The 17,664-nt window shown below is 60.4% G+C and carries 14 protein-coding genes; 8 read left to right on the top strand and 6 right to left on the bottom strand.

The features are described 5' to 3' along the window. Window positions 1–249: 249 nt before the first annotated feature. Window positions 250–771, bottom strand: a complete 522-nt coding sequence (mug, locus tag AC1UK9_RS12850) for a G/U mismatch-specific DNA glycosylase (RefSeq protein ID WP_473015494.1) — start codon at window positions 769–771, stop codon at window positions 250–252. Between the two features lie 86 nt (window positions 772–857). Here mug and AC1UK9_RS12845 point away from each other — a divergent pair, with 86 nt between their 5' ends. Beyond that, on the top strand, window positions 858–1,802 hold the full coding sequence (locus tag AC1UK9_RS12845) for a LysR family transcriptional regulator (RefSeq protein WP_025113307.1): 945 nt from the start codon (window positions 858–860) through the stop codon (window positions 1,800–1,802). A 44-nt stretch (window positions 1,803–1,846) separates the two neighbouring features. On the opposite strand, the gene AC1UK9_RS12840 is transcribed toward AC1UK9_RS12845, so the two are convergent. Further along, window positions 1,847–2,098, bottom strand: coding sequence for a DUF2790 domain-containing protein (locus tag AC1UK9_RS12840; RefSeq protein WP_482580288.1), 252 nt, complete (start codon window positions 2,096–2,098; stop codon window positions 1,847–1,849). 329 nt (window positions 2,099–2,427) lie between these two features. After that, complete coding sequence (locus tag AC1UK9_RS12835) at window positions 2,428–2,880, bottom strand: Lrp/AsnC family transcriptional regulator (protein WP_025113309.1); 453 nt, start codon at window positions 2,878–2,880, stop codon at window positions 2,428–2,430. 180 nt (window positions 2,881–3,060) lie between these two features. Between AC1UK9_RS12835 and AC1UK9_RS12830 the strand changes: the two genes are divergently transcribed. Together AC1UK9_RS12830 and AC1UK9_RS12825 are read left to right on the top strand one after the other, a co-directional pair. Continuing rightward, window positions 3,061–3,678 carry a LysE family translocator gene (locus AC1UK9_RS12830; RefSeq protein ID WP_473015493.1) on the top strand — a complete coding sequence of 206 codons (618 nt, stop codon included), beginning with the start codon at window positions 3,061–3,063 and terminating at the stop codon, window positions 3,676–3,678. Window positions 3,679–4,051: 373 nt separating this feature from the next. Then, a complete protein-coding gene (locus AC1UK9_RS12825; RefSeq protein ID WP_482580287.1) occupies window positions 4,052–5,023 on the top strand; it encodes an AraC family transcriptional regulator in 972 nt (323 codons plus the stop codon). 272 nt (window positions 5,024–5,295) lie between these two features. Here the strand turns inward: AC1UK9_RS12825 and AC1UK9_RS12820 are convergent, their stop codons facing one another. Further along, window positions 5,296–7,215, bottom strand: coding sequence for a tyrosine-protein phosphatase (locus AC1UK9_RS12820; RefSeq protein WP_482580286.1), 1,920 nt, complete (start codon window positions 7,213–7,215; stop codon window positions 5,296–5,298). 377 nt (window positions 7,216–7,592) lie between these two features. Beyond that, window positions 7,593–8,036: a carboxymuconolactone decarboxylase family protein gene (locus tag AC1UK9_RS12815; protein WP_482580285.1), complete on the bottom strand. Its 444-nt coding sequence runs from the start codon at window positions 8,034–8,036 to the stop codon at window positions 7,593–7,595. A gap of 292 nt (window positions 8,037–8,328) precedes the next feature. Here AC1UK9_RS12815 and pdxR point away from each other — a divergent pair, with 292 nt between their 5' ends. The 4 genes from pdxR to AC1UK9_RS12795 all read left to right on the top strand — a co-directional run bounded on the left by pdxR (window position 8,329) and on the right by AC1UK9_RS12795 (window position 11,749). Next, window positions 8,329–9,762 carry a MocR-like pyridoxine biosynthesis transcription factor PdxR gene (gene pdxR / locus AC1UK9_RS12810; protein ID WP_473015489.1) on the top strand — a complete coding sequence of 478 codons (1,434 nt, stop codon included), beginning with the start codon at window positions 8,329–8,331 and terminating at the stop codon, window positions 9,760–9,762. A gap of 123 nt (window positions 9,763–9,885) precedes the next feature. Then, complete coding sequence (locus AC1UK9_RS12805; protein WP_025113315.1) at window positions 9,886–10,179, top strand: putative quinol monooxygenase; 294 nt, start codon at window positions 9,886–9,888, stop codon at window positions 10,177–10,179. Between the two features lie 213 nt (window positions 10,180–10,392). Next, complete coding sequence (locus tag AC1UK9_RS12800) at window positions 10,393–10,794, top strand: cupin domain-containing protein (RefSeq protein WP_025113316.1); 402 nt, start codon at window positions 10,393–10,395, stop codon at window positions 10,792–10,794. A gap of 241 nt (window positions 10,795–11,035) precedes the next feature. Continuing rightward, the gene (locus tag AC1UK9_RS12795; protein ID WP_025113317.1) at window positions 11,036–11,749 is read left to right on the top strand and encodes a hypothetical protein; all 714 of its coding nucleotides are present in this window, start codon (window positions 11,036–11,038) and stop codon (window positions 11,747–11,749) included. A gap of 144 nt (window positions 11,750–11,893) precedes the next feature. Here the strand turns inward: AC1UK9_RS12795 and AC1UK9_RS12790 are convergent, their stop codons facing one another. Next, complete coding sequence (locus AC1UK9_RS12790) at window positions 11,894–16,789, bottom strand: NAD-glutamate dehydrogenase (RefSeq protein WP_482580284.1); 4,896 nt, start codon at window positions 16,787–16,789, stop codon at window positions 11,894–11,896. 504 nt (window positions 16,790–17,293) lie between these two features. Between AC1UK9_RS12790 and AC1UK9_RS12785 the strand changes: the two genes are divergently transcribed. Further along, complete coding sequence (locus AC1UK9_RS12785; RefSeq protein WP_007968580.1) at window positions 17,294–17,647, top strand: hypothetical protein; 354 nt, start codon at window positions 17,294–17,296, stop codon at window positions 17,645–17,647. The last annotated feature ends 17 nt before the right edge of the window (window positions 17,648–17,664 follow it).

Here is a 17,664-nt window from a genome sequence, read left to right as displayed (position 1 = left end):
GGTGCCTGTTCAGTTATCAAGTTCCGTGCCAGCCATCATCTAGCCATTACGGATCAAGGGTTTGGCGACGATGCCTTCACGTTTTGGTGTTTTAAACTTCGATAAACAGAAAAAAGTGCGCAAGAAGTTGCGCAGTACTGTGCAACTTCTTGCGCACTTGACTGAAAGGCACGGTTTATAAGGGTTTGAAAGGCGTTAGCGGGTGAAATCGGCGAAGCAGGTGCGCAACTTTTTGCGCAGTTGCGATGCTTATGTTTTCGGCGTAGACGACGCCACTTGCAGTAGACGATAAGCGTCCACCAGTTGCTGAAGATTGAACGCGAGGTTCCTGCCGCTGGGATTGGGCAACACCCACACCCGTGCGCCGCCAAAGGTCTTTGCCTGCGCCCCCCACGCCACGACTTTCTGCTCCGACAACGCGGCATACGCAGGCTTGCCGAGAAACGCCACATAGCGCGGCGCATAGCGGGTGATCTTCTGCTCAAAGCCCATGGCCGCTGCGGCAAACTCTTCCACCGCCACCTGATCCGCCCGCGCCGTCGGCCGCTCGACCACCGCTGTCAATCCGCAACCGAATTGCACCAGCCTGCGATCATCCTCCGCCTGCAGTTCATGCGGGGTGAACCCGGCCAGGTGCAAGGTGCGCCAGAAGCGATTACTGCGCCCGGCAAAATGATGCCCCTGCGCCGCCGCGAGCAACCCCGGATTGATCCCGCAAAACACCACCGAAAGCCCCGGCGCCAGAATGTCCTCAAGCCCTTCACCCGCCATACGCCCGCCCCTCGTTCGCAAACATTTGCAACACCACCCACGGCAAACCCTAGAATGGCTGCCCCATCCACAGAGACAACAACACGATGGACGTTATTCAGACTCTGCGCTGCTTCGTCGCCGTCGCCCAGAGCGGCAGCTTCACTGCTGCAGCCGACGTGCTCGACACCACCACGACCAACGTGTCCAAAGCCGTCTCCAGCCTCGAAGCCCGGCTGCACACGCGCCTGATCAACCGCACCACCCGCCGCCTCGCCCTGACCGAAGCCGGCGTGCGCTACTTGCAGCGCGCCGAAAAAATCCTTGATGACCTGCGCGAAGCTGATGAAGAAGCAGCAACCGCCCAGACCCTGCCGGTCGGGCGTCTGAAGATCCACGCCATGGCCGCCATCGGCAACCACTACGTGATCAACGCCATCGCCCGCTACCGCGAGATTCACCCCTCGGTGATGTTCGACCTGACCCTGAGCAATCGCCTGCCCGACCTGCTCGAAGAAAGCTACGACATGTCGATCGTCCTCGCCCGCGACCTGCCGGATTCCGGCTTCGTCGCGCAACGCCTGGGCACCACCTACAGCATCCTCTGCGCCTCGCCGTCGTACCTCACCAAACGCGGCCACCCCGCAACGCCCGCCGACCTCGCCGCGCATGACTGCCTGCGCATCGTCAACACGGTGATGCCCGCAGAAAACTGGGTATTCGAAGGGCCACAAGGCATGGAAACGCAGAATATCCCCGACTCGCCCTTCCACATCAACACCGCCGACGGCATGGCCACCGCGATCAGAAATGGCATGGGCATTGGCATTCAACCGCTGGCATCGGCCGTCGAAGGATTGGTGGGAGGCACGTTGGTGCGGGTCCTGCCGGAGTACCGCCTGGAGGAATACAACCTGTTCGCGATCTACCCGTCGCGCAAATTCGTCGACGCCAAAATCAAGACCTGGGTGGAGTTCCTGAAAACAGCCATCCCGCAACTGCTGGCGTCCGATGAAGACATGGCCGGGGCCAAAGAACTCGCTGATGCTTAGTGCCGCATGCCTGGAGTGTCGACCCTCCAGCGCCTGCACCGACATCAACCGTTGGAACAACCGCTCCCCATCACCTGGTATTGCACGACATGCCGCGCACCGGTCGAGTCGTCATAAGTCATCTGCACCGGCACCGCACCGCACTGGTTAGCCGCATCGGAGATCGACACCACGTGCGCGATGTCCGGTTGAGCGGCAGCGTTGTAGGCCTCGACTTGCGCGGTTTCGTCCGCCGCAAAGGCTTGCGCGGCGATACCGCCGAGGACTAGCAGAAGAACGATTTTTGAAAGCTTCATGATGTTCACCGTCTCGTGGGGAACCGTGTTTGTTCACGGAGTGGAGACGATGTTAGGGGTTGAAGCGGGCGGCAAAAATCGGTCGGCTGGACAAACACTGTGTCCAGAATGGTGATGAATAAAGCCTGAGTATCGTGGATGCCCCATTCGCGAGCAGGCTCGCTCCCACAGGTTTCGCACCAACCACAACATTCGTGTTCGCCGCAAAATCCATGTGGGAGCGAGCCTGCTCGCGAAAGCGTCAGCCCAGTCACCGAATAACCCGAAGCTGCCGCAGGCTGCAGAACCGACCCCGCAGTTGCCTATTCAACTTGCTGATACAGCCTCTCTCACAACGGTAACGGCCGATCCTGCACTACGCGCTTCATCACCAGCGTCGAGGTCAGCCGCTGCACATTCGGCAATGTCGAGAGGTACTCGTCATACAGGCGCTGAAACGCCGGCAGATCCTGGGTGATGACGTGCAGCAAATAGTCCGGTTCGCCGAACAACCGTTGTGCATCCACCACCTGAGGTATCTCCACCAGCGCCGCCTCGAACGCGTCCACCGCTTGCCGGTCACCCTCACGCAACGTGGCGAAGACCATCGCCGAGAAGTTCAGCCCCAGCGCGACGGGGTCGAGTTTTGCGCGGTAGCCGAGCAAAACTCCGGACTCTTCCAGCGCCCGCACACGGCGGTGGCATGGCGAAAGGCTCAGGCCCACGCGATCAGCCAGCTCAGTGACCGACAGCCGACCATCCTTTTGCAGCTCAGCAAGAATCTTCCGATCAATTCTGTCCATGCAGTAGAACCTTCCAATCTGTAGCGCCAAGGCGAGTATCTTTGAAAAAATATTCTAGCCTGGTTTGCATATTCTTCCCTCAACCAAAAGTAACCGCGCCGCTGCAACCGGCGCGACACCTGATTGATGGGAAACCAATATGAGCAAAGCAACGCCACATCAACGGCCATCGGTGACGCCATGACCTTCAGCGTATTCGCTGCCTTCTGGGCGGTATCGATTCTGTTTGTGATCACTCCCGGCGCCGATTGGGCCTACGCGATTTCCGCAGGCCTGAAGCACCGCGTCGTGCTCCCCGCCGTGGGCGGTCTGCTCTCCGGGCACTTGCTCGCCACGCTGATCGTCGCGGCCGGGGTCGGCACGCTGCTCGCCGGGCATCCGCTGGCCCTGACGGTGCTGACCATGGCTGGCGCGATTTACCTGCTGTGGCTGGGCGCCAACCTGTTCGCCTGCCCTTCCACTCCGCATGCCGGCGCCAGCCAGACCAGCGACTCATGGACGCGTTGGGCCTTAAAGGGCCTATGCGTCAGCGGGCTGAATCCGAAAGTGTTCCTGTTGTTTCTCGCCCTGCTGCCGCAGTTCACCGACGCCGCCGCGCCGTGGCCTGTGCCGATGCAAATGGTCGCGCTCGGCCTGGTGCATACCGCCAGTTGCGCGGTGATCTACCTGATGGTCGGGTTTGGCTCACAAGCGGTACTGCGCGCCAGGCCTGCAGCGGCGCGCAGGGTCAGCCGTGCTTCGGGGCTGATCATGATTCTGATCGCCCTGGCGCTGCTGATCGAGCAATGGCGAGCCTAACTGCAGCAATCGAATCCGCCAAAATCCATTCCACCTTGCGAGAGTGCCCACAGTATTTCTCTATAGGGGCGAAGTCGGGGCCTGTGCCGAAGTCGAGCTGGAAAGCCTGGAGTTTCGCCTAGCCTGAACTTTTCAATGACTACGGCGAGCTCCAACGCTCTGCAAACAAGTTTCGGGAACGCAGAAAGGGGAAAGATCTATCTTGCGCATCCCCTCCTGGTCGAAAACCGCCATCGACTGCGCTCTTTTTCTGGTCGAAGCGGACCCAACACCCGCGACTCAATTCCCCGTCACAAATCTGTCATCCCCAAACTGCTAACCTCCCCCCACCGCCCCCTTACCCAAGAGCCCCTGACCCAAGGTACCCCCCAAGGTGTCCCCAACCCCACCCCGCCAGAAAATCATCCTGCGCTCCGAAAATCTCCATTCCGAAGACTTCGGCGCCCTCTTCTCCCGTCTCTTTGGCAACCGCTACGCCGACACCCCGCCGATTCCCTCCAACATCATCATCGGCGGCGTCTACGGCAGACACGACGGCGTGAGTTTCCGTCGCATGCATTACCACGGCGATTTCACCGTCACCTTTCCCGACCCGCAGGATGAGATCACTTTCGTGATTCCCACGGCGGGCAAGATTGTGTTCAACCACAGCACGGAATCCGTCGGTGTGGCGCAGGTGGGATTAGCGATCGATAAGGCGGATATCCGCTCAATGCGGTTTCTCGACAATCATGCGCAGCACGGGATTTCGGTGAATCGGGGGCAGTTGACTGAGCGGTTGTCGGCGTTGTTGGGGCGGCCGATTGTGCAGAAGCTTGTGTTTGAGCCGGTGGTGGATCTGCACACGACGGCGTTTCAGGGGATCAAGGCGTTGATCGATCTGGCGACGGGGACGGAGTTTGATCTGTTGCTCAACAGCGGCACGCTGATGCCGTCGCGGTTACGCGAGATGTTGATTGATGCGGTGCTGGAGGCGTGGCCGCACAATTTTACCGAGGCGTTGCGCCAGCCGGCCCCGAGGGTCGCGCCGCGGCATGTGAAGTTGGCGGTGGAGTTTATTCAGGCGCATCCGGAGCAATTGGTGAGTGGCGTTGAGTTGGCGCGGTTGAGCAATGTCAGTCAGCGGGCGTTGCAGGAGGGGTTTCGGCGCTTCGTCGGGACGTCGATTGTCGCGTATCAGCGTCAGGTGCGGCTGGAGCGGGCTTTCGAGGCGCTGGGGCAACGGCATTCGGCATCAGTGACGGAGGTGGCGTTGCGCTTTGGGTTCAGTAATGTCGGGCGGTTTTGTCAGTATTTTCAGCAGGCGTATGGGGTGAGTCCGGCGGAGTTGAGGGGACGGGGTTGATGGGTTCATAAGCGGGGATGCCTGTTGAGCTTGCGAAAGCGGGGAGTCAGTTGATGGTGTGGTCGGATGGGATGGCGCCTTCGCGAGCAAGCCCGCTCCCACAAGGAGATTGCATTTCAACTGTGGGAGCGGGCTTGCTCGCGAAAGCGGTGGGTCGGTTGATGGTGAGGTCGGATGAGATGGCACCTTCGCGAGCAAGCCCGCTCCCACAGGGTTTATCTGGTGCTTTGTGAATGGTGGTCGTCCTTGACCTTGCGGCTTTATTCGTACTTTTAGAACGCGTAACTGGCCTTTAGGCTGCCGCTGAAACCGTGGCTGTCACCGCCGCCGCTGGCGCCGACTTCCGCGCCGACGCTGACGGGGCCGAGGCTGGCCATCAGGTTGACGCCACCAGTGAACTGGTCACGGTTGTCGAAAGCGGCGCGTTGTTCGATGTCGAGGCCCAACAAGTGGCCCTGGCTGTTGACGTCGTTGCTGCCCAACGTGCGCTCGTATCCGACTTGCACGCCCGGTACCAATTGCCAGGCGCCCATCGCCACCGGGGCGAACGCCACGTTAAGGTTGGCGACGGCGCTGCGGCGGGTGGCGGTGTTGTCGTCGACGTCGAGTGACAGTTCGCTGCCCTTCTCTTTGAAGCCCTTCAGGTCGAGGTGGCTGACCCGGAAGCCGAGGCTTGGTTCGAGAATCATGCCGTTGACCGGGGCGCGGTAACCCAGCGCCAGGGTGGCACCGGTGAGGTTGCCGTGGGTGTCGCCCTTGGCCGTGCCGAGGCCGCCACCGAGCTCACGCTTGCTGTCGTAGTCGACGTAACCGGCGCTGGCGTTGGCATCGACGAACAGGCCGCGTTCCAGGCCGGTGAAGCCGTAGCGGGCGCCGAGGTTGAAGAAGGTGAAGTCGGTATCAGCCTCGCCACCCGCGCCGCCGACAGTGCCTTTGCTGTAGCCGAATCCGCCGCGCGCGCTGAGTTGTTCGGAAAAGCGCTGGGTGATGCCGACCATCAGGCCCTGGCTGTGTTCATTACTGCTCTCGGCGTGAGACGAGCCGTCGGTGCCGAAGTAACCGGCGAGCGCCGTGGTCCACAGCCGGTATTGGCCGACCTTCAGGTCGGAGCCGCTGGCGTACGGTGCGGCGGCTTGTTCGATCAGCGCGTTCTGGCGCAGCAGGTAGCTGGCGGCGTCAGCGTGAACCTGGCCGCCGACCTGCGATTCGACACCGCCGAGGGTGCCGGCGTCGATGGCCGATTGCAGGTAATAGTTGTAGGCGTTGTAAGTGCCGGACAGGTTGGTGTTCTGCAACTCGCGCAGCAATTCGGCACCGGCGGCCGCGTTGCCGATCAACCCGGCCTGCCCCGGCAGGCTGTTGTACTCGACCAGTTTGCCGCGCAGGACGTAGAGGGTTTCTTGCGACAGGCCGAGGCCTTGTTTGAGGTAGTTGTCCATGCTGCCGTATTCGGCGGTGACTTCATCAAGACCGGCCTGCAAGTAGCTGGCCTGCACGCCGAGCAACGGCGCATAGATCGAGGCCATGCTCGGCGGCAGCGCCTTGAGGGTCGCGGCGACGCGGGCGGCGGTGTAGTCGTTGGTCGCGAGATAGTTGGCCATGATGGTCGCATTGTCGACCCCGGCGATGCTCTGCAACACGGCGGCGGTCCAGCCGGTGCGGTCCTTGCCGGCGGTGCAGTGGAACAGTTGTGCGCCGTCGGTGGTGGCCAGTTCGTTGAACAGCTTGCCGAACTGACCGCGCATCCCCGCGTCGTTGACGAAGGCGCGGTTGGTCTGTTCCATCATGGCGATGGCGTCGGCGGCGCTTTTGAACGATACGGTGGTGATGTTCGCGCCCGAAGTGGTGCTGCCGATGATGTCGATGTTCTGGTAGGTCGCGCCGGTCAGCAGGGTGTCCGGCGTACCGGCAATTTCGCTCGGGGTGCGCAGGTCGTATACGGCTTTGATGCCGAGGCTGTTGAGGGTCGCCAGATCCGCTGCCGACGGCGTGATCGCGTTGGAACGGTAGAACACGCCGCCGCGCATCGTGCCGTCGTGGGCCGTGGAATACGCGGTCGTGAGGCCGGCGACATCACGGAAGTTGTCGATGCTTTTCAGCCGTGGCGTGTCGAGCGCGACAGGCTCGGCAGCGTGGGCAGCAGCGATGGACAGGCTCAGAACGGACAGCGAACACACAAGACGTTGAAACACAGTGCAGCCTCATTGGAATTAGCGTTGGGCTGGCTACTATCTGCAATCAAGTGATACCGAATATGACAGAACGACTGCCGAAGGAAATGGCTGCGCGATTGGGCCGTAGGCCGCGTTTTTTGTCCATAAGGAATCGGGTTGCTGCATAAACTTCAGGCCCCCTCTCATCAACCTGTGGGAGCGAGCCTGCTCGCGAAAGCGGTGGACCGGTCAACGTGATGTCGGCTGATGATGTCCCTTCGCGAGCAGACTCACTCCTGCAGGGTTATGTGCTGAATTCAGGGTTGGCGGCTGCTGGAGATCCAGTGTGGGCTTTGCACAGACAAACCGCCCTCGCCAGCAGGCTAGCTCCCACAGGATTTTTTAGTTGGCATTGATCAATGGTCTGCGGGGATCTGGCGAAAACTCACCGCCAGGCGATTCCAGCTGTTGATGGTGCTGACGGCCATGGTCAGGTCCACCAGTTCGGCTTCGTTGAACTGCTCCCGCGCCTGTTGGTAGACGTCGTCCGGCACATGACTTTCCGCCAGCAGCGTCACCGCCTCGGCCCAGGCCAGCGCCGCCCGCTCGCGCAGGTTGAAGAAGCCGCTGTCGCGCCAGACTGCGATGGCGTAAAGGCGTCGATCCGTCTCCCCGGCCCGCCGCGCATCCACCGAGTGCATGTCGGTGCAGAACGCGCAGCCGTTGAGTTGCGAGGCGCGGATCTTGATCAGGTGCAGCAGCGGCGCCTCGATGCTCAGGTTGCTGGTCAGTGCTTCCAGGGCGATCATCGCTTTCATGGCTTTGGGTGAAGCGCTGTAGTAATCCAGACGCGGGGACATGGGTGGGTCTCGGGCAGCAGAAGAGTGATTTCACGGTAAGCGCTGGTTCGGCAACGTTACAGCCCCAATTCCACGGAAAACCGGTACACCACTGAACCTGTGGGAGCGGGCTTGCTCGCGAAGGCGGTGGGCCAGTCGATTTTTAGTTGCCTGACACGACGCCTTCGCGAGCAAGCCCGCTCCCACAAGTGACGGTGACCAATTCAAGGTATTTGTCGTGCGCAACTACTTCCCGATCAGCAACAGCGGTAATCTGGCCGACACTTCATTCGCCCCCAGGAGCCCCGTCAGTATGGAACTGCATGTCGTGATCAACGGCCGCAAGGATCTGGCCGGTCAGTTGTATCAGCAACTGCGCGGCGCCATTGAATCCGGGCGCCTGGCCGCGGGCACGCAGTTGCCGCCCAGCCGCCTGCTGGCCGAGCAACTGGGGATTTCGCGCAAGACCATTTCCGACACTTACGCGCAGCTGACGTACGAAAACTTCCTCACCGGCGTCATCGGCAAAGGCACTTACGTCAATGCGCGCTCGACGCCGGTGCAGCGCAAGCAAAGCCATTCCGAACTGGCCAGTTCCGAGGTGATCGAGAGCTGGTGCAACCTGCCGGTATTTCTGCGCCATCCGACGCTGGAAGGCTCGCTGCGCTACGACTTCATCGGTGGCGCCACCAGCAAGGGCCAGTTCCCCCACGATGACTGGCGCCGCTGCGTGTCCCATGCGATGCGGCAGATGGCGGGTTCCAAGGGCTTCTACAGCGTGGCGGAAGGCTTGCCGGCGCTGCGCAATGCGATTGCCCGGCACATCGCGTTTTCCCGTGGCGTGAACTGCCAGGACGAAGACATCGTGGTGTGCAACGGCGCGCAACAGGCGCTGGACCTGATCGCCCGGGTGCTGCTGCGCCCCGGCAGCCTGGTGGCGATGGAAGATCCGGGTTATCCGCCGGCACGGCTGCTGTTCGGCACTCATGGCGCCACCGTGGTCGGGGTGCCGGTGGATGCGGAAGGGATTCAGGTCGAGCACATTCCCGACGGCACGCGGCTGATCTACGTGACACCGTCGCACCAGTTTCCACTGGGGATGCCGATGAGCCATGCGCGGCGCGAGGCGTTGCTGGCCCGGGCTTACGAACTCGGCGCGATCATCATCGAGGACGACTATGACAGCGAGTTCCGCTACGAGGGCCGGCCGACGGACTCACTGCACAACCTCGATCAGCGCGGCATCGTCGCTTACGTCGGGACCTTCTCCAAGACCCTGCTGCCGGAGTTACGACTCGGCTACGCGATTCTGCCCCCGGCGATCCTCGAAGCGGTGATCCGCGCCAAGCAACTCACCGACCTGCACGCCTCCACCCTGCCGCAATGGGCGCTGGCCAAGTTCATCGCCGAGGGTTGCCTGCTCAAGCACATCCGCCGCTGCCACACTATTTATGCCCAGCGCCGGGAGCGGATTCTGGCGCGCATGGCGACCGATCTGTCGCCCTGGCTCGACGCGGTGCCGGCCAGCGCGGGTTTTCACATGGCGGTGTTTTGCAAAGTGCCGATCGATCTGCCGCTGGTGATCGACCTGGCGAAAAAGGTCGAGGTCGGGTTGTATTCGATCAATGGTTTCTATCACCAGCAACCGGCGAAAAACGGCCTGTACTTCGGCTTCGGTGCCATCGAGACGCTGGACATCGACATCGCTCTGGATCGCTTGCGCGACATTCTGCAACAAGTCGCGTGAATGATTGGTCTGGGCGATTAACCGCCGATTGGTTATTGGTGATCACGGGGTGCAGGCCTATTCTGCACTGGCGTTATCCCTCAATGAGCAGGATTCGTCCGGCCTGATTCAGGAGTGTGAGCAATGTCCAACGAAGTGATCAACACCGTCGAGGTGCGGGCTGCAGCCGGGCGTTCGGAAGAACTCGGCCGGCAGTTGCAGAAGATCGTCGAAACCCTGCGCGAAACCCCGGGCTGCGATTCCTATATGGTCGACCGCTGCCCCGACGACAGCCACCGCTGGACGGTCAGTGCCCACTGGCAGTCGGAAGCGGCGATGCAGGCGCACTTCAACCGGCCTGAGGCCCAGGGGTTTATCGACCTGATCGATAGCCGGCTGGCCAATAGTGTGGATTTCAACAGTTTCCCTATCGTCTGAACTAACGCCATCGTCGGAACGCCGCCCGGAGCAGGCTCGCTCCCACATTTGAATACGGTTGAATGTGGGAGCGAGCCTGCTCGCGATGGCGTATTTGAATGCGCTGATATCCCCCAGATTGGTCACCCGAACTTCCCGAATATTGGCCGTTTGAATGCCTCACTCCGCGGACTACTGTGAAGACCGATTCCTCCACTTCACAGGTGACCCGCCATGAAACTCCTGCACGGCTTCGCCGCCGCCCTCGCCCTCAGCCTTTCCGTTCCAGCCTTGGCTCACGATGCCTCGGAAAAGGTCTCGGTCCTGCAGGACCAGATGCTGAAAAATGTCCCCGGCAAAAAAGCCATGATGATCGAAGTCGACTACAAACCCGGCCAGTCCTCCATCGCCCACAAACACGACGGCACGGCCATGGCGTATGTGCTCGAAGGCGAAGTGACTTCCCAGGTCAAGGGCGAACAAGCGATCACCTACAAGAAGGGTCAGTTCTGGTACGAACCGGCCGGCTCCGAACATCTGGTGTCGAAAAACGCCAGCAAAACCAGGCCAGCGAAGTTGTTGGTGTTCATGGTGCTGTCGCCTGACGAGCAAGTGCTGATCCCATTGAAAAACTGATGGTTGTTTAACCAGCCATAAATAAAAGGCGCAAATCATTGATTCGCGCCTTTTTTATTTCCTGCGGCAATTAATCAATAACGCTTACAGCCAATAAAACTATTGCATGACAGTCATTCAGCAAATTGTCAGGTTGTTTTCAGTTTGGCGGGAGTAGTCTGAGGCCACTGTCGCCGGTTTTATTTAATCAACCCCGACACCTCTGACTTTCCGACTGAAGTTGCTTCACAGGAGACTCACCATGAAACTTGCATTTGCCAGTACATTGGCGATATCGGTTTTAGCCTTGTCCGCCTGTTCTGTTCCTACCGCCCCGACAGCGGTTTCCTCACTCGACACGCTGTTCACCCAGCCGGTCGGCCGCAGCAGCGCCGCCCAGGTCAAAAGCGGTCCCGGTGTCTCACTGGGCGTGGTCTACAGCCCAAGCACCCAGACCAACCGCGAATACCTGCGCGACTATCAGGCCAACGCTGGCACCGGTTTCGGCCAGAGTTTGCTGGTGCAACCGATCCATGACGCCTATGTCGCCACCTCAAAACCGGACATGGCCGTGGATTGGGTGAAAGCCTCGCTGCAACGCCAGTTCGGCTCGGTGACGGTGTATCCGGACATGCAGAGCCTGCGTGCGGCCAACCCGGATGTGGTGGCGATCGTCGACACTCACAGTCAGTTGATGACCTCGCGCAGTTCCGACATCAAGGCGGATGTGAGTGCGGATTTTTATGACGGTAAGTTTAACTATATCGGGACGGCCAAGGGGGCTGAGGCGAAAGAGTTGACGCCGGTGTGGGCGGACTTCAAGCGTTCAGAGGAAATTGTTGCGGATATTAATCAGCAGCAGGAAGTTCAGGTTCGGGCATTGCAGAAGTTTGACCAGTCGCTCAGTAATTTGTTGACCAGGCCGACAGATAAAGTGTCGATGCTCGATACTAAACAAGGTCTTAATGTGCGGTGATAGTTAGACCGCTGCCCTCACCCTAACCCTCTTGGGGGAGAGGGCTGGGGTGAGGGGGTAAGATTTAACGGACACAAATAAATCAGCAGAAATAAAAAAGCCCCCGCATCTCACAATGCAGGGGCTTTTTCATTCAACGGCTACTCAAGCAAGCTCAAGCTCCGTAGTCGCTGCAGCAGCAGGCACAACCGCCTGACCGCTCAGCGCCACGTCGTTCAGCTCACGGTTGGCCACCGCGTACATGGCGTAGTCGGTGCCGCTGGCGGCACGGATTTCTACCAGCATGGCGCGCCAACGTTCGATCATGGCTTCGTGCTGACCCATCCACAGCGCCAGACGTGCTTCCACGTCCAGATCGCCGTTACCCGCTTGCAGGACAGCGATGGTGATCGCACGTTGCTGCCAGTCGACGTCATCACGGAACGCTTCACGGGCCAGGGCCTGCCAGTTGTTTTCAACCGGCAAGGCGCTGATCTGCGAGATGTACCAGGTGATGTCCAGCGCGCTGCCCACGGCGAAGTACGCCTTGGCCACTTCGGCTGGATCCTGACCGGTTACATCGGCAGCCTCGATGATCGGCAGCAGCGTGTAGAGGTGGGAAGTCCCCGCCACCATACGCGCCAGCAGTTCCGGTACACCGGCTGCGACGTAAGCCTGATAACGCGCCTGCCAGTTTTCGCGGATTTCGCCGCTCAGCAGTTCGTCCAGCTTCAGACCCAGCTCCTTCAGATGCGGGCCGAAATGCGCGACGTCACGGGCAGCGTTCTGCTCGTTGCGACGGGCACGCAGGAACCAGCGCGTAGCGCGACGGCCCAGGCGCATCAGCTCATCCATCAGCTCCAGTTGCACGTCAGCGGAGACCTGATAGTCCAGCGCTTCGATCTGACGGAACCAGTGTGGGAGGTGGAAAATGTCACGCACGATCACGTAAGCGCCCGCCACGTTCGCCGGGGTCATGCCGGTGGACTCTTTGAGTCGCTGAACGAAGGTGATGCCCATGTGGTTGACCAGATCGTTGGCGATCTGGGTGCTGACGATCTCGCGCTTCAGACGGTGACGGCGCATGGCATCGGCGAACTTGCTGACCAGGCTCGGTGGAAACGCGGTTTCCATGTCGCGGGTCAGGTAGTCGTCGTCCGGCACCAGCGAGTCCAGCAGCTGCTGCTTGAGGTCGATCTTGCTGTACGAGATCAGCACCGACAGTTCTGGACGCGTCAGGCCCTTGCCAGTCGCGGCGCGCTCGGTGAGCTGCTCCTCGGTCGGCAGGTACTCGATGGCGCGGTCCAGCTTGCCACGGCCTTCCAGATCGCTCATCAGGCGTTTGTACTCGGCGGCACGCTCGTAGGCACGGCGGGCAGCCAGGGACAGGGCCTGAGTCTGCTTGTAGTTGTTGCCCAGCACCAGACCACCGACTTCGTCGGTCATGCTTGCCAGCAACTGATCGCGTTGCTTGCCCGTCATGTCGCCGGCCTGAACCACTTCGTTCAGCAGGATCTTGATGTTCACTTCGTGGTCGGAGCAGTCCACGCCACCGGCGTTGTCGATGAAGTCGGTGTTGGAACCGCCGCCATTGAGACCGAATTCCACACGACCCAGTTGGGTCATGCCGAGGTTACCGCCCTCGCCCACCACTTTGCAGCGCAGTTCGTTGCCGTTCACGCGCAGTGCATCGTTGGCCTTGTCGCCGACATCGGCGTGGCTTTCGGTGCTGGCCTTGACATAAGTACCGATACCGCCGTTCCACAGCAGATCCACCGGCGCCTTGAGCAAGGCGTTCAGCAGTTCGGTCGGGGTCAGTTTGTCGGCCTTGATGTCGAAGCGTTCCTGCATCTGCGGGGAGATGGCAATGCTCTTCGCGCTGCGCGAGAAGATACCGCCACCTTCGGACATGATGCTGGTGTCGTAGTCGGTCCAGGCCGAACGCGGCAGGTCGAACATGCGCTGACGCTCGACGAAGCTGGTCGCCGGGTTCGGGTTTGGATCGATGAAGATGTGCATGTGGTTGAAAGCCGCGACCAGTTGCAGCTTGTCGGACATCAACAGGCCGTTACCGAACACGTCACCGGCCATGTCACCCACGCCGACCACGGTGATGCTGTCTTCCTGGACATTGATGCCGCGCTCGCGGAAGTGGCGCTGTACGCCAACCCACGCGCCTTTGGCGGTGATGCCCATTTTCTTGTGGTCGTAACCGGCCGAACCACCGGACGCGAATGCGTCACCCAGCCAGAAGCCGTAGTCGATGGCGATGCCGTTGGCGATGTCGGAGAAGGTCGCAGTGCCCTTGTCCGCGGCGACTACCAGGTACGGGTCATCGTCGTCATGACGCACGACGTTGGCCGGCGGCACCAGGGCGCCGTCTTTCAGGTTGTCGGTGATGTCCAGCAGACCCGAAATGAAGATGCGGTAGCAGGCGATGCCCTCGGCCGCGATCTCGTCACGGCTGCCGCCCAATGGCAGGCGACGCGGCAGGAAGCCGCCCTTCGCGCCCACTGGCACGATGACCGAGTTCTTCACTTGCTGGGCTTTTACCAGGCCGAGGACTTCGGTGCGGAAGTCTTCTTCACGATCGGACCAGCGCAGACCACCGCGAGCGACGTTGCCGAAGCGCAGGTGCACGCCTTCGACGCGTGGCGAGTACACAAAGATTTCGAACTTCGGAACCGGCTTCGGCAGCTCAGGGATTGCGTGCGGGTTGAACTTGAAGCTGAAGTACGACTTGTTCTGGCCGTTGGCATCAGTCTGATAGAAGTTGGTACGCAGGGTGGCTTTGATCAGGTCCAGGTAACGACGCAGGATGCGATCTTCGTTGAGCACCTGAACATCGTCCAGTGCAGTCAGAATCGCTTGTTCCAGACGTTGTTGCTTGTCTTCCAGATCATCGCTGCCCAGCTTGCGCGCCAGGTAGAAACGGGTCTTGAACAACCGGGTCAACTCGCGAGCGATGTCGGTGTGGTTATTCAGGGTGCTGGCGATGTAACCCAGGTCGAAGCCCAGACGAATCTGCTTCAGGTAACGGGCGTAAGCGCGCAGCAGCGCGACGTCGCGCCATGGCAGACCGGCAGTCAGCACCAGACGGTTGAACGCATCGTTCTCGGCATCGCCACGGACGATGTGGACGAACGCGTCCTGCAGGGTGTCGTTGAGCTGCTGGATGTCGAGGTCGAGGCCTTCGGCAGCGGTGAACGCGAAGTCGTGGATCCAGAACTCGCGGCCGTTGGTGTGACGCAGGCGGTACGGGAATTCACCCAGCACGCGCAGGCCAAGGTTTTCCAGGATCGGCAATACGTCGGACAGCGCCAACGGGGTGTCGGCGTGGTACAGCTTGCAATGCAGCTCGCGCTGACCGGACACCTGACCCAGCGGCTGATAGAAGCTCATCACCAGCGGATTTTTTTCGTTCAGGCTCAGCAAGTGCTGCATGTCGACCACGGCCGAATGCGCAGCGAAACGCTCGCGGTAGCCGGCCGGGAAGCCTTTCGGGAAATCCGCCAGCACGTTGGTACCGTGGGCTTCACCGAAGCTTTCGACGGTCAGTGCAGCGTAGTCGTCCTGCCAGCTGCGGCAGGCCTGTACCACTTCTTTTTCCAGCAGCAGCGGGTCGATGTCGAGGCGGTTCTTCGGATCGACGCGCAGGATCAGCTGTACGCGGGCCAGCACGGACTCGGAGAAGAACGTCCAGAATTCGCAGTCGGTAGCCTTCAGGCGCTCCATCAGGACTTGCTGGATCTTCTGGCGCACTTCGGTGGAATAGATGTCACGCGGCACGTAGGCCAGGCAGTAGCAGAAGCGACCGTACGGGTCTTTGCGCAGGAACACGCGGATCTTGTTGCGTTCCTGGATCTGCACGATCGACATCACGGTGCTGAACAGCTCGTCGACCGGGGTCTGGAACAGGTCGTCACGCGGCAGTACTTCCAGAACCTGCGCCAGTTCCTTGCCCAGGTGAGCCTTGGACTGGAAGCCGGAACGGCGTTCGATTTCTTCGACCTTGCGGCGAATGAACGGGATAACCCGCACGCTCTCGCCATACACCGAAGAGGTGTACAGGCCCATGAAGCGGTGTTCCTTGATGACGTGGCCGTCAGCATCGATTTCGCGGATCGACACGTAGTCCGGGTAAGCCGGACGGTGCACGCGGCTCGGGTGCGCAGCCTTGGCGAACGACAGCAGGGTCGGTTCGCGCAGGTAGTTCACGGCGTAGTCTTCGATGTGACGGTCTTCGTTGGTCAGACCGGTGCGCAGCAGTTTGGTCAGACCGAGGAAGGAGTTCTGGTCGTATTCGATGTGGCCGCCATCGGCCTGATCGACAACGGTGAACTCTTCGTAGCCGAGGAAGGTGAAGTGGTTGCCCACCAGCCATTCCAGGAAGCTCTTGATTTCGGTCTTTTCGTCGGCATCGACGGCGAATGCGCTGTTATCGAGCTTGGTGAGGATTTCCTGCACCTTGGCCTTCATCGGCTCGAAATCGGCAACCGCGACGCGCACTTCACCAAGCACCTGTTCCAGCTCTTTGCTCAGCACGTTCAGTTCGGCCGCGTTGGCGCAGCGGTCGATTTCCAGGTACATCAACGACTCGTGCAGCACGCCTTCGCCGGTGCTGCCTTTTGGCAGGATTTCCAGCAACTCGCCCTTGCTGCCACGACGCACGCTGAGCACGGTGGTTTGCAGGGTGTGGATGCTGTAGCCGCGGCGGTTCAGCTCGGTACGGACCGAGTCGACCAGAAATGGCAGGTCATGGTGCAGGACTTCGACCGCGGTGTGGGTCGACTGCCAGCCATGACGCTCGTAATCGGGGTTGTAGACGCGCACTTGCGGTTGCGCGTGATCGAAGCGCTCAAGCAGGCGCCACGCGGAAAGAGTACAGCCAGCGAGGTCGGAGAGGCGACGTTGGGTCAGCTCGTCCAGGGAAATGATGCCGAAGAATTGTTCAGCGAACAGCGCCACTTGTGGCAGTGCCTGTTCACTGATGTGCTGCGCCAGTGCCGCTTGCAGTTGGTGCTGGAAGTCGGCTTTGCTGGCTGCGGTGAAGAAAGCCATCTGTGGTACTCCGCTTAAGCTTGTTATTGATGGAAAGCGTCGCGTGCAACACCCCTTTCGGGGCTTGTGTCGCCCTGTTCCTGATTCTCGGGCAGAGGAAACAGGGGGACAGGTGGGTGAAGCTGGACGAGACACTCAGGTCACATTCACCTTCCATTGAATGGGCATCTGCAAAAACGACTGTCGGGGCTGCCGACAATGTCTTTACGGGTGCTCATCCGTTGCGCAGCTTAATGGGTGCGACAATGTGTCTGCTTGCGGTGCTGCGACATATTCGGTCATTGGCACGTAAACCAAGGCTTTGGCAACGGTAAACACTAGCAGCCACGGTGGAAAATGCTGGTCTGAATGCCCGATTTCACGGTACATCCGTGCCAGAAATGACCATTGACCTGTGTCGCGTTCACGACACATCCTCTGACACTCTCACATGCAGAAATTCCCGAGGGCTGGCAGAATCGCGCCCAATTGCGACCAACACGCCCGCCGAGGCAGGAATTCCCCATGCAAATGACCACCGCCCTACTGATCGTCAATCCGTGCGACGACGAAGAAGACAACATGGCCATGCTCTGCTGCCACAGCGACAAGGGCGATATGTTTCTGATGAGCCGCTACCCGGACGAGGATGAACTGGAAATCACCCTGGACGGCGAACCTTCGACCCTCGACGGCGTAAAGGTCACCCTGAGCAAGACGCTGCTGAAGATCGAAATCGCGGCGGCGGATGCCGATGCGTTGAATGGGGATGATGTGCTGGAAATCACCTTCAATCCGGACATGGTGGATCTGGATGAAGTTGAGGAAACCCTGAAGAACATTCTGGATGGCACCGGGACTTACATCAGCCAGATTTGATGTTGGCCTCACGGGCC

This window comes from Pseudomonas sp. AK-TSAG1-1 (genome assembly GCF_056821665.1).
Note: the sequence above shows the minus strand (reverse complement) of the source record. Positions and strands in the feature narration are given on the sequence as shown.

Excerpts from the sequence above, each read along its gene's own strand:
- mug (WP_473015494.1), bottom strand. The coding sequence starts at position 771 with ATGGCGGGTGAAGGGCTTGAGGACATTCTGGCGCCGGGGCTTTCGGTG.
- AC1UK9_RS12835 (WP_025113309.1), bottom strand. The coding sequence starts at position 2,880 with ATGGACAGAATTGATCGGAAGATTCTTGCTGAGCTGCAAAAGGATGGT.
- AC1UK9_RS12830 (WP_473015493.1), top strand. The coding sequence starts at position 3,061 with ATGACCTTCAGCGTATTCGCTGCCTTCTGGGCGGTATCGATTCTGTTT.
- AC1UK9_RS12815 (WP_482580285.1), bottom strand. The coding sequence starts at position 8,036 with ATGTCCCCGCGTCTGGATTACTACAGCGCTTCACCCAAAGCCATGAAA.
- AC1UK9_RS12840 (WP_482580288.1), bottom strand. The coding sequence starts at position 2,098 with ATGAAGCTTTCAAAAATCGTTCTTCTGCTAGTCCTCGGCGGTATCGCC.
- AC1UK9_RS12795 (WP_025113317.1), top strand. The coding sequence starts at position 11,036 with ATGAAACTTGCATTTGCCAGTACATTGGCGATATCGGTTTTAGCCTTG.
- pdxR (WP_473015489.1), top strand. The coding sequence starts at position 8,329 with ATGGAACTGCATGTCGTGATCAACGGCCGCAAGGATCTGGCCGGTCAG.
- AC1UK9_RS12785 (WP_007968580.1), top strand. The coding sequence starts at position 17,294 with ATGCAAATGACCACCGCCCTACTGATCGTCAATCCGTGCGACGACGAA.
- AC1UK9_RS12845 (WP_025113307.1), top strand. The coding sequence starts at position 858 with ATGGACGTTATTCAGACTCTGCGCTGCTTCGTCGCCGTCGCCCAGAGC.
- AC1UK9_RS12800 (WP_025113316.1), top strand. The coding sequence starts at position 10,393 with ATGAAACTCCTGCACGGCTTCGCCGCCGCCCTCGCCCTCAGCCTTTCC.
- AC1UK9_RS12790 (WP_482580284.1), bottom strand. The coding sequence starts at position 16,789 with ATGGCTTTCTTCACCGCAGCCAGCAAAGCCGACTTCCAGCACCAACTG.
- AC1UK9_RS12805 (WP_025113315.1), top strand. The coding sequence starts at position 9,886 with ATGTCCAACGAAGTGATCAACACCGTCGAGGTGCGGGCTGCAGCCGGG.